This window comes from Gilliamella sp. Pas-s25 (assembly GCF_009795885.1).
Taxonomy (GTDB): domain Bacteria; phylum Pseudomonadota; class Gammaproteobacteria; order Enterobacterales; family Orbaceae; genus Gilliamella.
On record NZ_WTEV01000022.1, the window covers coordinates 26,341 to 45,945 of the forward strand.

Annotated in this window: 18 protein-coding genes, 1 tRNA gene, 3 rRNA genes and 1 pseudogene; 6 read left to right on the forward strand and 17 right to left on the reverse strand. The window is 36.6% G+C overall.

From position 1 onward, the window contains the following. Nucleotide 1: 1 nt before the first annotated feature. A complete protein-coding gene (locus tag GQ593_RS09990) occupies nucleotides 2-256 on the reverse strand; it encodes a YfhL family 4Fe-4S dicluster ferredoxin (RefSeq protein WP_160431890.1) in 255 nt (84 codons plus the stop codon). 270 nt (nucleotides 257-526) lie between these two features. On the opposite strand from GQ593_RS09990, the gene GQ593_RS09995 reads away from it, so the two are divergent. Continuing rightward, nucleotides 527-1,717, forward strand: a complete 1,191-nt coding sequence (locus tag GQ593_RS09995; protein WP_160431891.1) for an efflux RND transporter periplasmic adaptor subunit — start codon at nucleotides 527-529, stop codon at nucleotides 1,715-1,717. Nucleotide 1,718: 1 nt separating this feature from the next. After that, entirely contained in the window at nucleotides 1,719-3,686 is a 1,968-nt protein-coding gene (locus GQ593_RS10000; protein ID WP_160431892.1) for a MacB family efflux pump subunit, read from the forward strand. A gap of 99 nt (nucleotides 3,687-3,785) precedes the next feature. Here GQ593_RS10000 and GQ593_RS10005 read toward each other — a convergent pair whose 3' ends face one another. Together GQ593_RS10005 and GQ593_RS10010 are read right to left on the reverse strand one after the other, a co-directional pair. After that, a complete protein-coding gene (locus GQ593_RS10005; protein ID WP_160431893.1) occupies nucleotides 3,786-4,535 on the reverse strand; it encodes a DsbA family protein in 750 nt (249 codons plus the stop codon). Nucleotides 4,536-4,549: 14 nt separating this feature from the next. Then, complete coding sequence (locus GQ593_RS10010) at nucleotides 4,550-4,819, reverse strand: YihD family protein (RefSeq protein WP_085246983.1); 270 nt, start codon at nucleotides 4,817-4,819, stop codon at nucleotides 4,550-4,552. 306 nt (nucleotides 4,820-5,125) lie between these two features. On the opposite strand from GQ593_RS10010, the gene mobA reads away from it, so the two are divergent. After that, entirely contained in the window at nucleotides 5,126-5,710 is a 585-nt protein-coding gene (gene mobA, locus GQ593_RS10015; RefSeq protein ID WP_160431894.1) for a molybdenum cofactor guanylyltransferase MobA, read from the forward strand. Nucleotides 5,711-5,833: 123 nt separating this feature from the next. On the opposite strand, the gene GQ593_RS10020 is transcribed toward mobA, so the two are convergent. Next, the gene (locus tag GQ593_RS10020) at nucleotides 5,834-6,862 is read right to left on the reverse strand and encodes a threonine aldolase family protein (RefSeq protein ID WP_160431895.1); all 1,029 of its coding nucleotides are present in this window, start codon (nucleotides 6,860-6,862) and stop codon (nucleotides 5,834-5,836) included. 84 nt (nucleotides 6,863-6,946) lie between these two features. Here GQ593_RS10020 and mobB point away from each other — a divergent pair, with 84 nt between their 5' ends. Then, nucleotides 6,947-7,441: a molybdopterin-guanine dinucleotide biosynthesis protein B gene (mobB, locus tag GQ593_RS10025; RefSeq protein WP_160431896.1), complete on the forward strand. Its 495-nt coding sequence runs from the start codon at nucleotides 6,947-6,949 to the stop codon at nucleotides 7,439-7,441. A 69-nt stretch (nucleotides 7,442-7,510) separates the two neighbouring features. Beyond that, nucleotides 7,511-8,197, forward strand: a complete 687-nt coding sequence (gene mtgA, locus GQ593_RS10030) for a monofunctional biosynthetic peptidoglycan transglycosylase (protein ID WP_442903607.1) — start codon at nucleotides 7,511-7,513, stop codon at nucleotides 8,195-8,197. A 10-nt stretch (nucleotides 8,198-8,207) separates the two neighbouring features. On the opposite strand, the gene cobB is transcribed toward mtgA, so the two are convergent. Together cobB and GQ593_RS10040 are read right to left on the reverse strand one after the other, a co-directional pair. Further along, nucleotides 8,208-8,891 (reverse strand): Sir2 family NAD+-dependent deacetylase, encoded by a 684-nt coding sequence (gene cobB / locus GQ593_RS10035; RefSeq protein ID WP_160431898.1) that lies wholly within the window; start codon nucleotides 8,889-8,891, stop codon nucleotides 8,208-8,210. A gap of 56 nt (nucleotides 8,892-8,947) precedes the next feature. Further along, complete coding sequence (locus GQ593_RS10040) at nucleotides 8,948-9,763, reverse strand: hypothetical protein (protein WP_160431899.1); 816 nt, start codon at nucleotides 9,761-9,763, stop codon at nucleotides 8,948-8,950. 132 nt (nucleotides 9,764-9,895) lie between these two features. On the opposite strand from GQ593_RS10040, the gene GQ593_RS10045 reads away from it, so the two are divergent. Then, nucleotides 9,896-10,585, forward strand: a complete 690-nt coding sequence (locus GQ593_RS10045) for an aspartate/glutamate racemase family protein (RefSeq protein WP_065587630.1) — start codon at nucleotides 9,896-9,898, stop codon at nucleotides 10,583-10,585. A 4-nt stretch (nucleotides 10,586-10,589) separates the two neighbouring features. Here GQ593_RS10045 and GQ593_RS10050 read toward each other — a convergent pair whose 3' ends face one another. From GQ593_RS10050 to GQ593_RS10100, 11 genes and pseudogenes are all read right to left on the reverse strand, one after another. Continuing rightward, a complete protein-coding gene (locus GQ593_RS10050; protein WP_034910784.1) occupies nucleotides 10,590-10,799 on the reverse strand; it encodes a helix-turn-helix domain-containing protein in 210 nt (69 codons plus the stop codon). Nucleotides 10,800-10,811: 12 nt separating this feature from the next. Beyond that, nucleotides 10,812-11,390 carry a DUF2975 domain-containing protein gene (locus GQ593_RS10055; RefSeq protein WP_160431900.1) on the reverse strand — a complete coding sequence of 193 codons (579 nt, stop codon included), beginning with the start codon at nucleotides 11,388-11,390 and terminating at the stop codon, nucleotides 10,812-10,814. 170 nt (nucleotides 11,391-11,560) lie between these two features. Next, a complete protein-coding gene (gene rpoH, locus GQ593_RS10060; protein WP_160431901.1) occupies nucleotides 11,561-12,421 on the reverse strand; it encodes an RNA polymerase sigma factor RpoH in 861 nt (286 codons plus the stop codon). A 201-nt stretch (nucleotides 12,422-12,622) separates the two neighbouring features. Beyond that, nucleotides 12,623-13,591, reverse strand: coding sequence for a permease-like cell division protein FtsX (ftsX, locus tag GQ593_RS10065; protein ID WP_160431902.1), 969 nt, complete (start codon nucleotides 13,589-13,591; stop codon nucleotides 12,623-12,625). Continuing rightward, nucleotides 13,591-14,250, reverse strand: coding sequence for a cell division ATP-binding protein FtsE (gene ftsE / locus GQ593_RS10070; RefSeq protein WP_160431903.1), 660 nt, complete (start codon nucleotides 14,248-14,250; stop codon nucleotides 13,591-13,593). Before ftsE ends, ftsX begins: the two co-directional genes overlap by 1 nt. Nucleotides 14,251-14,259: 9 nt before the next feature. Next, a pseudogene (gene ftsY, locus GQ593_RS10075) lies at nucleotides 14,260-15,183 on the reverse strand (signal recognition particle-docking protein FtsY); the annotation flags it as partial. Between the two features lie 143 nt (nucleotides 15,184-15,326). Continuing rightward, nucleotides 15,327-15,890, reverse strand: a complete 564-nt coding sequence (locus GQ593_RS10080; protein WP_160431904.1) for a pseudouridine synthase — start codon at nucleotides 15,888-15,890, stop codon at nucleotides 15,327-15,329. Nucleotides 15,891-15,979: 89 nt separating this feature from the next. Continuing rightward, nucleotides 15,980-16,095: ribosomal RNA gene (gene rrf, locus GQ593_RS10085) — 5S ribosomal RNA — on the reverse strand. A 142-nt stretch (nucleotides 16,096-16,237) separates the two neighbouring features. Further along, a 23S ribosomal RNA gene (locus GQ593_RS10090) occupies nucleotides 16,238-19,136 on the reverse strand. A 259-nt stretch (nucleotides 19,137-19,395) separates the two neighbouring features. Continuing rightward, nucleotides 19,396-19,471: transfer RNA gene (locus tag GQ593_RS10095), tRNA-Glu, on the reverse strand. Nucleotides 19,472-19,525: 54 nt separating this feature from the next. Further along, nucleotides 19,526-19,605: ribosomal RNA gene (locus GQ593_RS10100) — 16S ribosomal RNA — on the reverse strand; the annotation flags it as partial.

Consider the following 19,605-nt stretch of genomic DNA (forward strand, 5'->3'; position numbering starts at 1 on the left):
TTTAAGAAGAAGCCTTAATTCCCTGAAATTTGGCTAATAGCTCTTCTTGTGTTTCAACATGTTCAGGATCGGCGATAATCGCATTTTGAATAGGGCAAACACGCTGGCAAGTTGAGTGATCATAATAGCCCACACATTCGGTACATTTCGTAGGATCGATTTCATAAGTATCAAAGCCCATAGAGATAGCCTCGTTTGGGCACTCGGGCTCACACATATCACAATTAATACATTTGTTGGTTATTTTTAACGCCATTACTCTTCTATCTTTAGAGACTACCAAAAATTTGCGCCATTATAGCGCAATCGCCAATAAATCCGAATAAAGATCATATTATCACTTACTGAGATGCGCAATTATTGTAAAAAACTTTCAGAAAACTATGCGTTTTAGTATAAAATAGAAAATTTGTATAAGATAATTTTCATAATTATTACAAATTATTAAGAATAGTTATCAATTTCATTTTTGTTTATTACGATAAAATGTAAAAAAAATAACAACTAAATAAAAGGATGAAAAGGATTGTTAAAGTTTATTAAAATTAAATATATAGTTATAGCTATTATCTTCTTAGTAATTATTTATATTGCATACTTAATCACATCTCATTCACAACCTACCGCTAATTATATTACCTCGCCTGTTACCAAAGGTCAGATTGAAAAAACGGTACTGGCCGATGGTACAATTAGTGCTTTTAAACAAGTTAGTGTTGGCGCGCAGGTTTCTGGCCAAATCAAAAAACTCTATGTTGAGTTGGGTGATGAAGTTAAACAAGGCGATATGATTGCCGAAATTGACGATCTTAAACAAAGCAATGATTTAAAACAATCAGAAGCTTCACTTAATAGTTTAGAAGCACAACGCGAAGCCAAACAAGCAAGACTAATTAACTATCAGTTAACTTATAATCGTCAGCACAAACTAGTCAGTAAAGGGGTGGGTGTTCAATCAGATTTGGATGCAGCAAAAGCCGAACTTGATGCAATCAAAGCCGATATTGCTGCGCTTAATGCCGACATTGTTAAGGCGCAAGTTGCGGTTGATACCGCGAAAGTTAACTTAGGATATACTAAAATCCGTTCACCTATTGATGGAGTGATTGTTGCTATTCCTGTAAATGAAGGACAAACCGTTAACTCTGTCCAAAGTGCACCAACCATTGTTAAAGTAGCCCAGCTTGATAAAATGACGATTGAAGCGCAAATTTCCGAAGCCGATGTGGTCAATGTCAAAAAAGGGATGCCTGTTTATTTTACCATTTTAGGACAGCCTAATAGACGTTTTGATGGCTTAACACTACGTGCCATAGAGCCAGCACCAGATTCAATTAATACCGAGACAACCTTGTCAAGTTCATCATCAACCACAAAAAGCGCGATTTATTATAATGGATTATTTGATGTGGATAATCCCGATCATATTTTAAGAATTTCAATGACAGCACAAGTTTATATCGTCCTATCTGAAGCAAAAGATGTATTAATCATTCCTTCTCAAGCAGTCCAAAAAAAATTAGGCAATAATAAAGCCATTGTTTATCTATTAAATAAAAATAAAGAAATTGAAGAACACGAAGTTATTTTAGGTATCGATAATAATATCAATGTTGAAATAAAATCGGGTATAAAAGAGGGTGATATTGTTGTAGTAAGTAGTACTAATGGAGCATCAATAGGTAATAATGCAAGATCCCCAAGGATTCGATTCTAATATGGCAAATAATACACCTCTTATCAAACTTGAAAATATTGTTCGTGAATTTCCAGCAGGCGATTCAACCATACAAGTTCTTAAAGGCATCAATCTGACAATTAATGCTGGTGAAATGGTGGCAATTATTGGAGCATCAGGATCGGGTAAATCCACGTTAATGAATATATTAGGCTGCCTAGATAAACCAACCACTGGCACCTACTCCATTGGCGGACGCACAACAAGTAAATTGTCACTTGATGAGCTAGCCCAATTACGTCGCGAACATTTTGGTTTTATCTTTCAACGTTATCACTTGTTAAATGCACTAACAGCACAAGGGAATGTAGAAATTCCAGCCATTTATGCTGGTGTAACCAGTGAACAGCGACAAAAAAGAGCGGACGAAATTTTAACACGTTTAGGGCTTGCTGATAAAATACATAATAAACCTAGTCAGTTATCAGGCGGTCAACAACAACGAGTCAGTATTGGTCGAGCTTTAATTAATGGTGGACAAATTATTTTAGCGGATGAACCAACCGGTGCTCTCGATCGTAAAAGTGGCTTAGAAGTGATGGCCATATTGCAAGAGTTACACCAACAAGGGCACACAGTTATTATTGTCACACACGATGCAAATATTGCCCAAAATGCCCAGCGAATTATTGAAATTAGTGACGGTAATATTATTTCTGATTCAATTAATCCCAAATACCAATCTGAACAAGGTGATAATCGTGAAATTAAGCAAATCGAAGCGACTAAAACCCAAGATAACTTCTTGGCAAAATATTATCGTTTTCGTGATGCTTTTAAGATGGCTATGTTGTCAATGCTTTCGCAGCGGTTACGTACTGTCTTAACGATGTTAGGTATTATTATTGGTATTGCATCTGTGGTGTCTGTTGTTGCATTAGGACAAGGTACCAAGCAGAAAATTTTATCTAATATTAATTCTTTAGGAACTAGTACGTTAGAGATCTATGCTGGCACAGGTTTTGGTGATCGTAATGCAGATAAAATCACAACACTACGCTCATCTGATGCTGACTTTTTGGCACAACAAAGTTTTGTTCACAGCACCACACCTAATCTTGCAACCAGTGTTTATTTTCGAATTAACAACTTAGCTCTGACAGGAACAGTAAATGGAGTTGGAGAGCAATTCTTTGCAGTTCGTGGTTATACTATTTCCCAAGGAAAATCATTTGATGAAACAAGTATTATTACTTCAGCACAAGATGCGGTAATTGATGAAAATACCGTTAAACGACTATTTGCAAATCAAAACCCTATTGGAAAAATTTTAATGGCTGGGCAACTACCAGTAAGAATCATTGGTGTTGCCACTAAGCAACAACAAGGATTTGGTAGTAATGAAAGCTTGAATATTTGGTTACCTTATACCACTGTGATTAATCGTATGGTGGGACAAACTTCGTTAAAAAGCATCACTGTACGAGTTAAAGATAATGTTGATTTATCGATTGCAGAACAAGCTATTAATCAAATTATGTTAAAACGACATGGCACAAAAGATTTTTTCATCTTTAACTCTGACAATATACGAGAAACCATTAACTCATCAGCTTGGGTAATGACATTATTGATTTCGGCCATTGCGCTCATTTCACTTGTTGTTGGTGGCATTGGGGTGATGAATATCATGTTAGTATCGGTCACTGAAAGAACGCGAGAAATTGGTGTACGTATGGCCGTTGGTGCTCGTTCAAGCGATATATTACAACAATTTTTAATTGAAGCTGTATTGGTTTGTTTAATTGGTGGAACTATTGGCATTTTACTTTCATTTGCCATAGGATTTATTTTTAATTCCGTTGTCACCTCTTTTGCAATGAGCTTTTCAGTAATAGCCATTATCGCAGCATTTAGTTTCTCAAGTATAATCGGTATTATTTTTGGCTATTTTCCAGCTAGGCGAGCAGCTAAACTTGATCCGATTTATGCTTTAGAGCGAGAATAATCATCTTACTACAATAAAAAATCCCTTTGTAGATAACAATAATGCAAAGGGATTTAAAAATTAATTTATGCAGGTTGTTTTTTTAAACTTAATAACCATTTATTTTTTATTAGAATGAGTTTTTTCTTTTTCTTTTACTTTTGCATTAGGATCTAACCCAGCTACAAATGCTGTCACTCTTGCATAATCATTAATAAATGCTTCATCACTAGTTCTATTAAGCTGATTTGCTATGATATAAAACTTACGATTCACAATAATTGTAGGGATAGACTCTGGTTTCATCTCTTTAATCGCATCAGCTTGTTGTGCCATAAATGCTTTAACTAAAAAGTTGTCTTTCGTTTTATCATACACTTCGCCACTGATACCTAATTTTTCAAAAACCATTTTAATATCATCAGCAGTTTTTATTGTTTTATCTTTCTGAACAGCATTATAAAGTGCATCTGAAGCTTTATCTTCAATACCAAGTACATTAGCCACAGCCCATGCTTGCGCAAGCTCTTTAGCCAATGGTCCAAAATCCTCTAAATGGTAGCGTTTAAATTTGACGCCTTCAGGTAAAGATTGACCAATAGTTTGTGAGCCATTATTTTGAATCTCAAATCTAAAACAGCTTGGGCAATTAAACGAAAAGAACTCAATAACTTCTTTATCCGGTGATGGATTAGTTGGCAGTGCAGCATATTGTTTGCCTAATTCAATCGGATCAAGTACATTCGCAGCCGCTGTTTGTGGTGTGTTAGTGTTAGTGTTAGTGTTAGTTTTAGTAATGGTTGGACTTTCTTTTGCAAAACAGTTTACAGAAGAAAGCAAAATACTAATTGCAATAAGTGTTTTTTTCATTTTAATGATTCTCCTTATTCTTTTATAATCCCACGTGCTTTTAATAATGCGGATTTAAAATCTTCTTCATAATCTTTTTTTAGACCAGGAATAGCTTCATTCTTATCCGAGCCGCGCATTTTTAAATGATAAATTAAAACTTCGTCACTCAACTCTTTTAATTCACCTTCAAAACCAGCCTCTTGCCCTAACTTAGCTAAAAATTGTAATAAGTTAAGATCGGAATCACTTTCCCAAGCTGGTTGTAATAATTCCATTACTTCATCAATACGATGACATTTCATAATTAATACCTTTTTTAATCCTTCGTGTTCATTGAAGGGGGATGATATAAAATCTTATTTATCTATACCTAATAAATTATTTCATAAAGTAAGGAAATAATAGGCTTGCTCATTATTGCCAACCTAAAAATCGACACCATAATCATATTTAATTGATTAAACTACACCTTAAAAAGAGACTGGTATATACTCAGTTTCAATAATAGTTGAGTCAATCTGTTTAAAATGTGTATGCTGCAATTTAAAATAACTTTGCTATATAGTAATGTTATTTTGTTTTTTCGCAATGTAAAAGAGAAATAATTTATGGAAAAACTGTCTATTACTGCAATCATTTTAGCAGGAGGAAAAAGCACACGCATGAATGGTGATGACAAAGGTTTACTATTATTAAATCAAAAACCGCTCTATCAACATGTCATTGACCGCATCAAACATCAAACTAATTCCATCATGATTAATTGTAATAATAATGTTAGCCAATATCAAACTGCCGGCTATCCAGTATTTAGCGACGTTCTAAAAGGGTATTTTGGTCCATTATCAGGTGTTTACAGTGGGTTATTATGTAGTAAAACTGATTGGAATTTGTTTGTTAGTTGTGATACACCCTTTTTACCAAATAATTTAATCGCACGTTTAGCTACGCATACATCAACTCATAAAGCAATCTATCCTTTTGATGGTAAATATCATCACCCAACCATTTTGCTTATTCACAAGAGTGTTATCCCACAACTTAGGATTTATTTAGAACAGGGTAATCGTAAATTAATGTTATTTTTAGAAAAAATCTCAGCAAAATCGGTCTATTTTGATAATCAGGCGTCTTGTTTTATTAATATCAATACACCAGAGGAGCTAAAACAAGCAAATCAGATGATAAAGTAACTAAAAAAGAAAATAAGATAAATATATACCGACATTAATGCTATTTATTCATAGATAATATAGCCGAAATAATGAACAATATAGTGTTCATATTCATTCCGGCTTCTAATATCAATCAATACGTCACACTAACCAGTTTTTTAATTGCTCAGCAAATAATGCTATCTCTTCATCTTGAGTAGACCACGAAGTACAAAAACGCAAACCAATATGGTTAGAGTCAGTTTGACCGAGATTATCCACAGCATAATGTGCAAGAATTTTCTTAGCTAACTTATTAGGAAAATTAACAAACAATTGGTTACTTTGTGGTTTAGCTGCAAACGTTAACCCAATATTTTCAAAAATTGTTTTTAATTTTTCAGCCATATCATTACTGTGTTTACCCAGTTCTAAATAAAGATCATTTTGCATTAGTGTATTGATTTGCGAAGCTACAATCCAGCTTTTAGCTAAAATTGCGCCTTTTTGTTTCATACTAAAACGAAAATCTTGATTAACTGATAAGTTATTAAACACCACCGCTTCACCAGCAAAAGCACCAACTTTAGTACCACCAATATAAAATACATCCGTGTATTTTGCTAAGTCAGGAAAAGATATATCATTATCTTTCGCCGCTAAAGCCATGGCTAAACGTGCTCCATCTAAATAAAGATAGAGGTCATTTTTTTGACAAAATAGATATAATTGTTTGATCTCCTGCTTGGTATATATCGTGCCGAGCTCGGTTGTGTTTGAAATATACACAAGCTTAGGTTGTACCATATGTTCATCACAATGATCAGCTAAAACTGGCTTAATCAGTTCTGGCGTTAATTTTCCATCTTCTGTTTGTACTGTTAATACTTTATGCCCAGTTGCCTCAATAGCCCCTGTTTCATGCACATTGATGTGCCCAGTATCAGCCGCAATCACCGCCTGATAAGGTCTTAAGATATGTGAAATGACCACTAAATTAGTAATCGTACCGCCCGGCATAAAATGAATATCAGCATTAGGCGACTGTAACTGTATTTTTATGTTCTCTCTTGCCTGATTACAACATTGATCTAAACCGTACCCACTGAATTTCTTATCAGTCATATCAATAATGCTTTTGAGCAATTTAGGATGAACAGTTTGATTATAATCATTCAAAAAATCATGCATATAATTACCTTTATCGTTTAGCTTTGTATAAAATGATGTAATATTAATTACACATGAATATAACACTTTTAAAATATAGGTTCTATGAACAAACAAAAAATTATTGGCATTAGCGGCTATAGTGGCAGCGGTAAAACAACATTGCTGAAAAAGATCATTACATTGCTTGTTGAACAAAATTTTAAAGTCGGCTCATTAAAACATGCTCATCACGATATTGAAGTCGATATTCCAGGTAAAGATAGCTATCAATTACGTAAGGCCGGATCGTTACAAACAATTGTTGCTTGTGATGAGCGATATGCAGTAATTTGCGAAACACCAAACAAGCCAACCGATTTAATCACACTCATTAATCAATTTAACGATATTGATATAATACTAATAGAAGGATTTAAACACGAAAAAATCCCTAAAATTATTTGCCACCGCAAAGCAAATAAAAAAGCACTGTATATTGACGAGTTTACAATAGCGGTTGCAAGTGATGGAGCGTTAGAAACTTCTTTGCCTGTGCTTGATATCAATCAACCACTTCAAATTGTTGAATTTATAAAAAGTTATTTATTTAAACAATAATATAGCGTATCTTATTTACCAATTTTTTACTTTGTAGTTTATAAAATTTGCATGATTCCTTTATTAAAAATATTAAAACGCATTTTAATCATTACCAAAAAAGGAATCATTGGACTGATGTTGCTATCTATCTTTGCCACCTTAATTATGCGTTGGGTAAATCCGCCATTCGGTTCTATGTTAATGATAGAGCGCAAGATAATGCATTGGAATACACCACAACAACGAATCTGGAAAGATTTGGATGAAATTTCAGACAATATAAAAATTGCAGTCATAGCGTCAGAAGATCAGCATTTTCCTACCCATTGGGGATTTGATTTTAAAGCCATTCGCCTAGCGCTAGACCATAATCAAAATAGTAAAAAGATTAAAGGCGCTAGCACAATTACTCAGCAAGTGGCTAAAAATATCTTTTTATGGCCATCTCGCAGTTGGATTCGTAAAGGAATTGAGTCTTGGTTTACATTATGGATAGAGCTATTTTGGTCAAAACAGCGTATACTGGAACTCTATTTAAATTGTGCAGAATGGGGAGAAGGTATTTTTGGCATTGAAGCCGCATCTCAGCACTATTTTAATGTCAGTGCCAGTCAGTTAACATCACAGCAAGCAAGCTTACTTGCAGCAGTATTACCTAATCCAAGGCGTTGGAGCCCAATTACACCAAGTGAACGAGTCCAAAAAAGAGCAAAATGGATTCATGCCCAAATGCGTAATTTAGGCAATAACAATTATCTCAAAAAACTAAAATAGCCACCTATTCCTAAATAAATTTTTGGATAAATTCAGGCACAATTTTACTTGCTGGCCCGTAAATTTTGGTTTGAAACAGACTTTCACCTAGACTTGGCTCTAAATTAAGTTCAATCGATTTAGCGCCCGCTTGATTAGCTATTTGTACAAAACCAGCAGCAGGATAGACATTGCCTGATGTGCCAATGGATATAAAGTAATCTGCTTGCGAAAGTGCATCATAAATTTGTTCCATTTGTAGGGGAATTTCACCAAACCAGACTATATGTGGGCGAATTAATTGGTTTTGTTGATAATTCACATCGTTAAAGCAATCAATTATCTGTCCTGTTTTTTCATTACGCACTTTTAATAACTCACCATGCATATGTATTATATTTTTAGATCCAGCTTGTTCATGTAAGTTATCCACATTTTGTGTCACAATTAAGACGTTATCAGTGCCTAATTTCTGTTCTAATTCAGCTAGCGCAAAGTGGGCTGCGTTCGGTTTTACGCTTGGATTTTGTAATTTACGGCGCAACATATTATAAAAATCATGTACCGCTGTTGGGTTGCGTATATAGCCTTCGTAAGTTGCTACATCATTAACATCATAACCTTCCCATAATCCATTTTGGGCTCGAAAAGTTGATAAACCCGATTCGGCCGAAATACCCGCACCGGTTAGAATAACTATTTTAGGTATCGCCATAATTCATTACACCTTTATAATTTATCTAAGATTATTGAAAACAAAATATTAGCCAATTATTGGCTGTATTCGGTGGTAAAAATATGCAAAGCAGGCTTGCTTAGTTTTTGATATTGGCTGTAGGCGCTTGCCACTTTTAATCGAATATCTGCCTTGGATTCACCATTTAACCAACTGTTAATCATTGCATGTACACTATACGCTTCGGGCGCCATACGGTGCAAAGTTAAAATAAGCGGAGTAATACCTAGGCGCGATAGTGGTGGCGTAAAATATTGTTGGCTTTTGCAAGCAAATACCGCCGCATAACGTGATTTTTGTTTTTCTTGTTGTTCTTTTGATAATGTATCCCAACGCCAGCTATCAGGCAGATACTTCTTCCATGACCATTCCATTAATGAATCGTGGCCAATATAGACAACCAGATCAGCACTGCCACCTGCCATGATCGTTTTATCGCTTAATTTAAACGCTTTTACCTTTTTGCCTGCTGAGTAGTCAATAAAATCATCAACAGTATCGTTAATATATTTGCCATTATACGCCTGTGCAATTAGATAGACATCTTTGTCTTGGTGTTTGTAAATAATTTCTTCTAATATTATTCCTGATTTGGGTCGATTAATTTGTACAATTTGCCACTCTTTTTGCTTAGAAAAATAGGTTTTAAACCCGTAAGCAGCCCCCCAATAAAGGTTGTTTTTGGGATCTTGACCGTTTCCTATCGCCTTTGGAACAGGTGCAATCTTTTGATATTTGTTATCACAAAGCGCCACCAAAACATGGATCACTTTGGGATCGGCAAAACAGGGCAAGGAGAGTATGAAATAAATAATCGATGCAAACCATAACTGTGTTTTTCTTTTCTTCATTTAAGAATGTTACCTTAAAGGCCGTATTTATAACTACATTATTTTTTATATAGACTTTATAGCATAGCTATTCTACTATTTAGTAAGACGAGTTAACAAAAAATAAATAAATTTTATATAGGTATATGAAAAATGAAAACCATTGGTTTAATCGGAGGGATGAGTTGGGAAAGCACCACAACTTATTATCAAGTTATTAATCAAACTATTGCCAAATCATTAGGTGGCCTGCATTCAGCAAAAACAATTTTATATAGCGTTGATTTTCAAGCGATTGAAAATTGCCAAGCCAATAATGAGTGGAATAAAAGCGCAGAAATTTTAATTGATGCGGCTAAAAGAGTAGAATTAGCTGGTGCAGATTTTATTGTAATTTGTACTAATACCATGCATAAAGTTGCAGATCAAATCCAAAAAGCAATTAATATTCCGATTATTCATATTGCCGATGTGACAGCTAAACATTTACTAGCACAAAATATTAAATCGGTCGCTTTGTTAGGTACTAAATATACAATGGAGCAGGACTTTTATAAATCTAAACTGATCGATAAAAATTTAAATGTGCTTATTCCAGAATCTCAAGACAGAAATATCATTAATCAGATCATTTATGATGAACTTTGCAAAGGTATTATTCAGCCTGATTCTAAGCAAGCCTATCTTAATATTGTTGATAAACTCGTTAAAAATGGCGCAGAAGGTGTTATTTTAGGCTGTACGGAAATAGGGTTATTAATCTCTCAATCCGATCGTAATATACCTTTTTTTGATACAGCCTTAATTCACGCACAAGAGGCAGCATTACTTGCAATAAGTTAATAAGTTATTCTTCGTTCGTATATTCTAGTATATCACCCGGTTGGCAATCTAGATGTTTGCAGATTGCTTCGAGTGTTGCTAGTCTAAATCCTTTTACTTTACCTTGCTTAAGTAATGATAAATTTTGTTCTGTAATACCAACTGCTACCGCTAGATCTTTTGATTTAACTTTACGTTTTGCTAGCATTACGTCTAAATTTATTATAATTGGCACATATGGCTCCTTTTAAATAAATTGTTTATTTTCTTCAGCTAGTTGGCAAGCCTTTTTTAGTATTTGACCTATAAGCATAATACTCATGGCAGGAAATAGCGTTATAATATCATCACTAGAAAAAGAAATAGAAAAGTAACGTGCTGACGACTCTTGATTATAAGTTAAGATCATTGTTAATAAAGGTTCAGATAAAAAACTTATAACCACCCAAAAAACAAGCAATTTGCCAAATACGTAACAATGGTTAGCTGATTTTACCGAAAAATACTCTGATTGACTGTAATTAATAAACAATAATCTAAGTTGATAAAACGCATAAGCTAAAATAAGTATTAATGAAGTATCGATTAACATTGCGATAGTCGCTTGCCATCCAGATAACGATTTAGGATCAACATTATCAATCCCACTTTGGATAAAAGAAAACCCTCTAAATTCAAGCCCAATATTTTGCATACCCAAAAAATAATATAAGAATGGGCATATTGAGCTAATTAACATAATTAGAATAGGAATTAATGTTAATAATGCCATGAAGCGACAATATTGATTCAATCGAGAATGTGTTTTAGTCATATCTGTGTTCATCTTTATATCCTTTCTTTTATAAAACTGTACACAATATAACATAAACAAAATTTAAAACAATAAAAAATTAAAATAAAACGATAATTTTTTATTGTTTTATTAGGTTAGAATACAAAAAAAACCTTACTTTTTTATCAGTAAGGCCTAAGAAGTTAACAATAAAAAATCAACTATGCTTCAATAGCCACTCGTAATTTTTTCATTGCATTTTTTTCGAGTTGGCGAATACGTTCAGCTGAAACACTATATTTATCAGCTAAAACTTGTAATGTAGACTTACTATCATCCGAGTCTAACCAACGCGCTTTGATGATATCTTGACTACGTTCATCCAATTTTAATAATGCATCATGTAACTTATCTGTTGCATCATTTTCCCAATTGTCATTTTCAATTGATTTTGAAAAATCAGAATTACTATCTTCTAAGTAAAGTGCTGGCGCAACAATTGAATTATCATCGTCATCACTATCTATATCAAATGACATATCCTGTGCTGACATGCGTGATTCCATTTCAAGTACATCTTTACGGCTTACCCCTAACTCATCAGCCACCATATCAACTTCAGCATTATTAAACCAACCTAAACGTTGTTTGGTCTTTCTTAGGTTAAAAAATAACTTTCTTTGTGCTTTAGTCGTAGCCACTTTAACAATACGCCAATTTTTTAATACGTATTCATGAATTTCGGCTTTTATCCAGTGCACGGCAAATGAGACTAAACGCACCCCCATTTCTGGATTAAAACGGCGCACGGCTTTCATTAAACCAATATTACCTTCTTGAATTAAATCTGCTTGCGGTAAACCATAACCGGAATACCCACGAGCAATGTGCGCAACAAAACGTAAATGAGATAATATCAATTGTCTTGCTGCATCAACATCGTCATGATAATAAAGTTTTTCACCTAACGATTTTTCTTCTTCTGCTGTTAGCATCGGATAGGTATTAATCGCACGAATGTATGATTCAATATTACCTTGTGGAATTAAAGCACCTACTTGCATTTTTATATCAGTACTCATTTAACTCCCCCTTTAAATTAACTGGCTTTTGCTACATAGATAAAATGCAACAATTAAAAACGTTAAACTGATGTTCACTTATCAGTTAGACCTTCAAGCTATAAATTAGTTCATATTTTTTATTTAAAATTAATAAAACATCTTGCTAGGATCAGCGCTTATTAAAACTAATATATATTTTAATTAGTTACGTCGAAATAGCTAGGTAATTTGTGTCATTTTTAAATATTTTTTAGTCGCAACAAGCGAGGAAAGCCATCCAATAATGATAGTAATAAAGATAATTAATAAGCTTTCATCCCACAATAATCCTTCAATATAAATCATTGTCCCAAAAGCATCAGAAACATTCAATATAATTGATTCTATTTGAAAGATAAATATTTCCGATAACACCAACGAAACAATAGAACTAACAAAACCAATAAAAATTCCACTATATAAAAAAGGACGTAAAATAAAACCTTCTGTTGCGCCAATTAATTGCATAACAATTATAGTTTGTTTTCTAGCAAAAATATTTAAGCGAATACTATTACCGATTACAAGTGACACAGCAATAATCATAAATACTGAAATAATCCAAAAAACAGATTTAACCATATTCGTTAACGCAGTTAATCGAGTAAACCAACTATCGTCTAACTTTATATCATCTATGCCATCAAGATTAAGTAATTCAGATTGTAACCGATGCAATATAGTTGTTTTTTTCGCTTCTTCTTTAGGCATAACAATGGCTACTGCCGGTAGTGGATTTTCATCTAATAAATCTAATGCGCTACTGAATCCAGACCATGTTCTAAATTCCTCTTTTGTTTCATCTCGAGAAAGATAATCAACGCTATCAATCTCAGGGTAAGATTTGAGTTTGGCCAACAATTCTGTAGTTTGCTCCGAAGTTAATTCTTTATTGATATAAACAGTTAAATTAGGCGTTGGATACCATTGATGTGCAGCCTGATTGGTATTTTTCCAAAGTAAATAACTAATGGTTGGTAGCGTAATAGAAATCGCAATAACAAAAATAGTCAGTAATGATGCTAAAAGATGTTGAGTAAAATCATTAAAGGCATTGCGCCAAGCATAACTAATTTGCCTTTTCCAACGAGACAAAAAAGTATTTTTCGTTTCTTTCAATTTAGTAGATTTGGTAGTGGTATTACGCATCAATTTTTTATCTCTAAACGCCCTTGATTTAAATGCAGTATTCTATGATGCTTGCGACGAATAAGCCCCATATTGTGCGTTGCCATCAAAACAGTTACACCTGACCGATTAAACTCTTCAAAAAGCTTTAAGATATCTTTGGAAAGCTTATCGTCTAAATTACCGGTCGGCTCATCAGCAAGCAAGACACTAGGATGATTAACAATTGCACGAGCTATACCCACTCGTTGCTGTTCTCCACCAGATAACTGTATAGGATAAAATTTCATTTTATTTATCAATCCGACTTTATCCAATGATGCTGAAACCCGCCTGCGAATTTCTTCAGCTGGTTTACCTAAAATGATTAATGGGATCGCAACATTATCATAGACGGTATGATCCATTAATAACTGATGATCTTGAAATACCATGCCTATAGTGCGACGTAAAAATGGCATATCTTGTTTTTTTAGGTTTGAAACATTAGTACCATTTAGTAATACTTTACCATCATTGGCTTTCTCTAAACCACAGATTAACCGCAGTAAAGTACTTTTACCCGCGCCAGAATGCCCTGTTAAAAATGCCATTTCTCCAGATGATAGAGTAAAGTTTATATTCTGTAATGCCGGTTTACCACCAGAATAAACTTTACTTACACGCTGAAATTCTATCATGGCTTTTCTCTATTCATCTGTTTCATCAAATAAGGCATTTATAAAGTCATCAGCAACAAAAGGCCTTAAGTCTTCAATTTTTTCACCAACGCCTATATAGCGTATAGGGATATTAAACTGATCTGCAACACTAAAAATGATACCACCTTTTGCTGTACCATCTAATTTGGTCAATGTCATTCCTGTTACACCGACAGCTTCATTAAATAGTTTAGTTTGACTAATCGCATTTTGACCGGTACCCGCATCAATGGTTAACATGATTTCATGAGGAGCAGTTTCATCTTGCTTCTTAATTACTCGTACTATTTTTTTCAACTCATCCATTAAATGAGACTTATTTTGTAAACGACCTGCGGTATCAGCTATTAATATATCTATTTTTTTTGCTTTCGCCGCCTGTATTGCATCAAAAATGACAGAAGCTGAATCTGCATTAGTATGCTGTGCAATAACAGGAATGTGATTACGTTCTCCCCACACTTGCAACTGTTCAACAGCGGCAGCACGAAAAGTATCACCAGCAGCAAGCATAACCGATTTACCTTGTTGTTGAAATTGACGAGCTAATTTACCAATTGTCGTTGTTTTACCTACGCCGTTAACACCAACCATTAAGATAACAAATGGATTATGGCTATTAATATCAAGAGGTTTATCAACTCCATCCAAAATAGATTTCATTTCTTGTTTTAAAAGCACATGTAATGCATCTGCATCTTTTAACTCTTTTCTTGATGCTTGTTTTGTTAGGTTGTCTATAATTTTTTGCGTTGTATCAAAACCCACATCAGCAATAAGTAACTGTTCTTCTAGCTCTTCAAATAAGGCATCATCGATCTTTTTTCCTTTAAATAGACTTAAAAAACCAGATCCAATATTCTGTTTAGTCTTGAAAAGACCTTTTTTTAAACGGGAGAAAAACCCTTCTTTTTTTTGTTCAATCATAAATAATTTATCCCATGATCATTTAAAGATCATTGTATCTTATTTTAGAATAAAGCCCAATGCATTCGATCTTTTAAAAAAATTAAAAAAGAAATATTTCGTGATCTATAACCAATCAACAATACTGATTACAAATAAAGATCTCGAGTTGTGATAAATCGCCATTCACTTAATGGTAACTGGTGAGTAAATAGATTATACTTGCCGATCTGCACACGCACTAGTCGTAAACAGGGAAAACCGACAGCAGCACACATTCTTCTAACTTGTCGATTTTTTCCTTCTGAGATTGTAATACTTATCCATGAAGTTGGTATTGTTTTGCGTTCTCTAATAGGAGGTACTCTGTGCCATAACTGCAATGGTTCATCAAGAAAAGTGACTGTGGCTGGCTGTGTAACAAATTCTTTTAATTGCACACCAGATCTAAGTTTATCTATAGCCTGTTGAGTAATAAGGCCTTCAACTTGTACCCAATAAGTTTTTGGCAATTTAAACTTTGGTGAACTGATTTTTGCTTGTAATTTTCCATCGCTGGTTAACAATAATAATCCTTCACTATCGGTATCTAACCGCCCAGCCGGGTAAAATTTAGGTAAGTTTATAAACTCTTTTAATGTCTGATATTTTTCATGTGCTGAAAATTGACTCGTCACATTAAACGGTTTATTAAAAGCTATTAACGTGTTCATTTCGGGTATTTTTTACCATTTATATAATAAAATAAAACCACAAAAGCAAAAAAGCCCAGCATCTCTGCTGGGCTCTCTCTAATTTAAAAGTCTGGCGGCACCCTACTCTCACATGGGTAATACCCACACTACCATCGGCACTACGGCGTTTCACTTCTGAGTTCGGCATGGGGTCAGGTGGGACCACCGCGCTATTACCGCCAGACATATCCTGTCTTCTCTTCTTCTATCTCAATAAAGCATTACGCTTATTATAACGCTTCATCTTCAATTCCTCAATCCGGAACAAACTGTTATATCAACTTTTATACAATCTCTCGCATAATTCCAAAACAACTCCGAGTTGTAAGGTTAAGACTCTCGGTTCATTAGTATCAGTTAGCTCAATGTATCACTACACTTACACACCTGACCTATCTACGTCTTAGTCTCAAACGGACCTTACTGAATCTCTTCAGGGAAAACTCATCTCGAGGCTAGTTTCGTGCTTAGATGCTTTCAGCACTTATCTATTCCGCACGTAGCTACCGGGCAATGCAATTGGCATCACAACCCGAACACCAGCGGTGCGTTCACTTCGGTCCTCTCGTACTAGAAGCAAACCCTCTCAATTTTCCTACGCCCATGGCAGATAGGGACCGAACTGTCTCACGACGTTCTAAACCCAGCTCGCGTACCACTTTAAACGGCGAACAGCCGTACCCTTGGGACCTACTTCAGCCCCAGGATGTGATGAGCCGACATCGAGGTGCCAAACACCGCCGTCGATATGAACTCTTGGGCGGTATCAGCCTGTTATCCCCGGAGTACCTTTTATCCGTTGAGCGATGGCCCTTCCATTCAGAACCACCGGATCACTATGACCTACTTTCGTACCTGCTCGAGCCGTCACTCTCGCAGTCAAGCTAGCTTTTGCCATTGCACTAACCTCCTGATGTCCGACCAGGATTAGCTAACCTTCGTGCTCCTCCGTTACTCTTTGGGAGGAGACCGCCCCAGTCAAACTACCCACCAGACAGTGTCCCTTACCTCGATTCAGAAGTATAGGTTAGAACATCAAACATTAAAGGGTGGTATTTCAAGGTCGACTCCACACACACTGGCGTGCATGCTTCTTTGCCTCCCACCTATCCTACACATTAAGGCTCAATGTTCACTGTCAAGCTATAGTAAAGGTTCACGGGGTCTTTCCGTCTTGCCACGGGTACACCGCATCTTCACGGCAAGTTCAATTTCACTGAGTCTCGGGTGGAGACAGCCTGGCCATCATTACGCCATTCGTGCAGGTCGGAACTTACCCGACAAGGAATTTCGCTACCTTAGGACCGTTATAGTTACGGCCGCCGTTTACTGGGGCTTCGATCAAGAGCTTCTGCTTACGCATAACCCCATCAATTAACCTTCCAGCACCGGGCAGGCGTCACACCGTATACGTCCACTTTCGTGTTTGCACAGTGCTGTGTTTTTATTAAACAGTTGCAGCCAGCTGGTATCTTCGACTGACTTCACCTACATCCGCATGGGATTTCAATTACCATCAGCGTGCCTTCTCCCGAAGTTACGGCACCATTTTGCCTAGTTCCTTCACCCGAGTTCTCTCAAGCGCCTGAGTATTCTCTACCTGACCACCTGTGTCGGTTTCGGGTACGATTAACTATAACCTGAAGCTTAGAGGATTTTCCTGGAAGCAGGGCATCAATTACTTCACTGCCTTAGCAGCTCGTCATCACACCTCAGCGTCTCAGTGACCGGATTTGCCTAATCACACGCCTACATGCTTAACCCACCATCCAATAGGTGGTAAACCTAGCCTTCTTCGTCACCCCATCGCAGTTATAGCCAGTACGGGAATATTAACCCGTTTCCCATCAGATACGCCCTTCGGCCTCTCCTTAGGGGTCGACTCACCCTGCCCCGATTAACGTTGGACAGGAACCCTTGGTCTTCCGGCGAGCGGGCTTTTCACCCGCTTTATCGTTACTTATGTCAGCATTCGCACTTCTGATACCTCCAGCATGCCTCACAACACACCTTCTACGGCTTACAGAACGCTCCCCTACCCAATACACTTACGTGCACTGCCGCAGCTTCGGTGCATAGTTTTAGCCCCGTTACATCTTCCGCGCAGGCCGACTCGACTAGTGAGCTATTACGCTTTCTTTAAATGATGGCTGCTTCTAAGCCAACATCCTAGCTGTCTAAGCCTTCCCACTTCGTTTCCCACTTAACTATGACTTTGGGACCTTAGCTGGCGGTCTGGGTTGTTTCCCTCTTCACGACGAACGTTAGCACCCGCCGTGTGTCTCCCATGATTAAACTTGTCAGTATTCGGAGTTTGCATCGGGTTGGTAAGCCGGGATGGCCCCCTAGCCGAAACAGTGCTCTACCCCCAACAGTTACTCATGAGGCGCTACCTAAATAGCTTTCGGGGAGAACCAGCTATCTCCCGGTTTGATTGGCCTTTCACCCCCAGCCACAGGTCATCCGCTAATTTTTCAACATTAGTCGGTTCGGTCCTCCAGTTAGTGTTAACCAACCTTCAACCTGCCCATGGCTAGATCACCGGGTTTCGGGTCTATACCCTGCAACTTAATGCACAGTTAATACTCGGTTTCCCTTCGGCTCCCCTATTCGGTTAACCTTGCTACAGAATATAAGTCGCTGACCCATTATACAAAAGGTACGCAGTCACTACTACCCTACGGCAGCAGCTCCCACTGATTGTACGTACACGGTTTCAGGGTCTATTTCACTCCCCTCCCGGGGTTCTTTTCGCCTTTCCCTCACGGTACTGGTTCACTATCGGTCAATCAGGAGTATTTAGCCTTGGAGGATGGTCCCCCCTTCTTCAGACAGGATATCACGTGTCCCGCCCTACTCTATAAGCTTCCACATATCGCACCTTCGTGTACGGGACTTTCACCCTCTATCGTGCGACTTTCCAGACGCTTCCACTAATACTATATGCTACCCGCTTGGGCTCCTCCCCTTTCGCTCGCCGCTACTTAGGGAATCTCGGTTGATTTCTTTTCCTCGGGGTACTTAGATGTTTCAGTTCTCCCGGTTCGCCTCATATAACTATGGATTCATTATATGATAGTGTAGTCGCCTACACTGGGTTTCCCCATTCGGACATCGACGGCTATTGCGCTTTTTATCAGCTCACCGTCGCTTTTCGCAGATTAACACGTCCTTCTTCGCCTCTGATTGCCTAGGCATCCACCGTGTACGCTTAATTTCTTAACCTTACAACTCACAGTTGTCTTGGTTTTAATTACGCTTTCTTCTCTTTCTTTATGCCTCAACCTTTATCAATTCAATCCAACTAAACGTTATCGCTAACGTTTAATTAAATAACTCAATAAAAGCTTCACACAAGAACGAGAACTCGTTTCTTTCAGCTTGTTCCTAATTGTTAAAGAGCTTTATCTTTCTATTCACTTAACAACAAATATAAGTAAATACAAACATAATTTTTTTTGAGAAATAACTTCATCACTTATTATGGCGTCCCCTAGGGGATTCGAACCCCTGTTACCGCCGTGAAAGGGCGATGTCCTAGGCCTCTAGACGAAGGGGACTTAATTATTTCTCTTCTAAACAAACAATCTGTGTGAACACTTACAAGCACTTCGTAAGGAGGTGATCCAACCGCAGGTTCCCCTACGGTTACCTTGTTACGACTTCACCCCAGTCATGAACCACACCGTGGTAA

Excerpts from the sequence above, each read along its gene's own strand:
- GQ593_RS09990 (WP_160431890.1), bottom strand. The coding sequence starts at position 256 with ATGGCGTTAAAAATAACCAACAAATGTATTAATTGTGATATGTGTGAG.
- GQ593_RS10000 (WP_160431892.1), top strand. The coding sequence starts at position 1,719 with ATGGCAAATAATACACCTCTTATCAAACTTGAAAATATTGTTCGTGAA.
- GQ593_RS10005 (WP_160431893.1), bottom strand. The coding sequence starts at position 4,535 with ATGAAAAAAACACTTATTGCAATTAGTATTTTGCTTTCTTCTGTAAAC.
- GQ593_RS10010 (WP_085246983.1), bottom strand. The coding sequence starts at position 4,819 with ATGAAATGTCATCGTATTGATGAAGTAATGGAATTATTACAACCAGCT.
- mobA (WP_160431894.1), top strand. The coding sequence starts at position 5,126 with ATGGAAAAACTGTCTATTACTGCAATCATTTTAGCAGGAGGAAAAAGC.
- GQ593_RS10020 (WP_160431895.1), bottom strand. The coding sequence starts at position 6,862 with ATGCATGATTTTTTGAATGATTATAATCAAACTGTTCATCCTAAATTG.
- mobB (WP_160431896.1), top strand. The coding sequence starts at position 6,947 with ATGAACAAACAAAAAATTATTGGCATTAGCGGCTATAGTGGCAGCGGT.
- cobB (WP_160431898.1), bottom strand. The coding sequence starts at position 8,891 with ATGGCGATACCTAAAATAGTTATTCTAACCGGTGCGGGTATTTCGGCC.
- GQ593_RS10040 (WP_160431899.1), bottom strand. The coding sequence starts at position 9,763 with ATGAAGAAAAGAAAAACACAGTTATGGTTTGCATCGATTATTTATTTC.
- GQ593_RS10045 (WP_065587630.1), top strand. The coding sequence starts at position 9,896 with ATGAAAACCATTGGTTTAATCGGAGGGATGAGTTGGGAAAGCACCACA.
- GQ593_RS10055 (WP_160431900.1), bottom strand. The coding sequence starts at position 11,390 with ATGAACACAGATATGACTAAAACACATTCTCGATTGAATCAATATTGT.
- rpoH (WP_160431901.1), bottom strand. The coding sequence starts at position 12,421 with ATGAGTACTGATATAAAAATGCAAGTAGGTGCTTTAATTCCACAAGGT.
- ftsX (WP_160431902.1), bottom strand. The coding sequence starts at position 13,591 with ATGCGTAATACCACTACCAAATCTACTAAATTGAAAGAAACGAAAAAT.
- ftsE (WP_160431903.1), bottom strand. The coding sequence starts at position 14,250 with ATGATAGAATTTCAGCGTGTAAGTAAAGTTTATTCTGGTGGTAAACCG.
- GQ593_RS10080 (WP_160431904.1), bottom strand. The coding sequence starts at position 15,890 with ATGAACACGTTAATAGCTTTTAATAAACCGTTTAATGTGACGAGTCAA.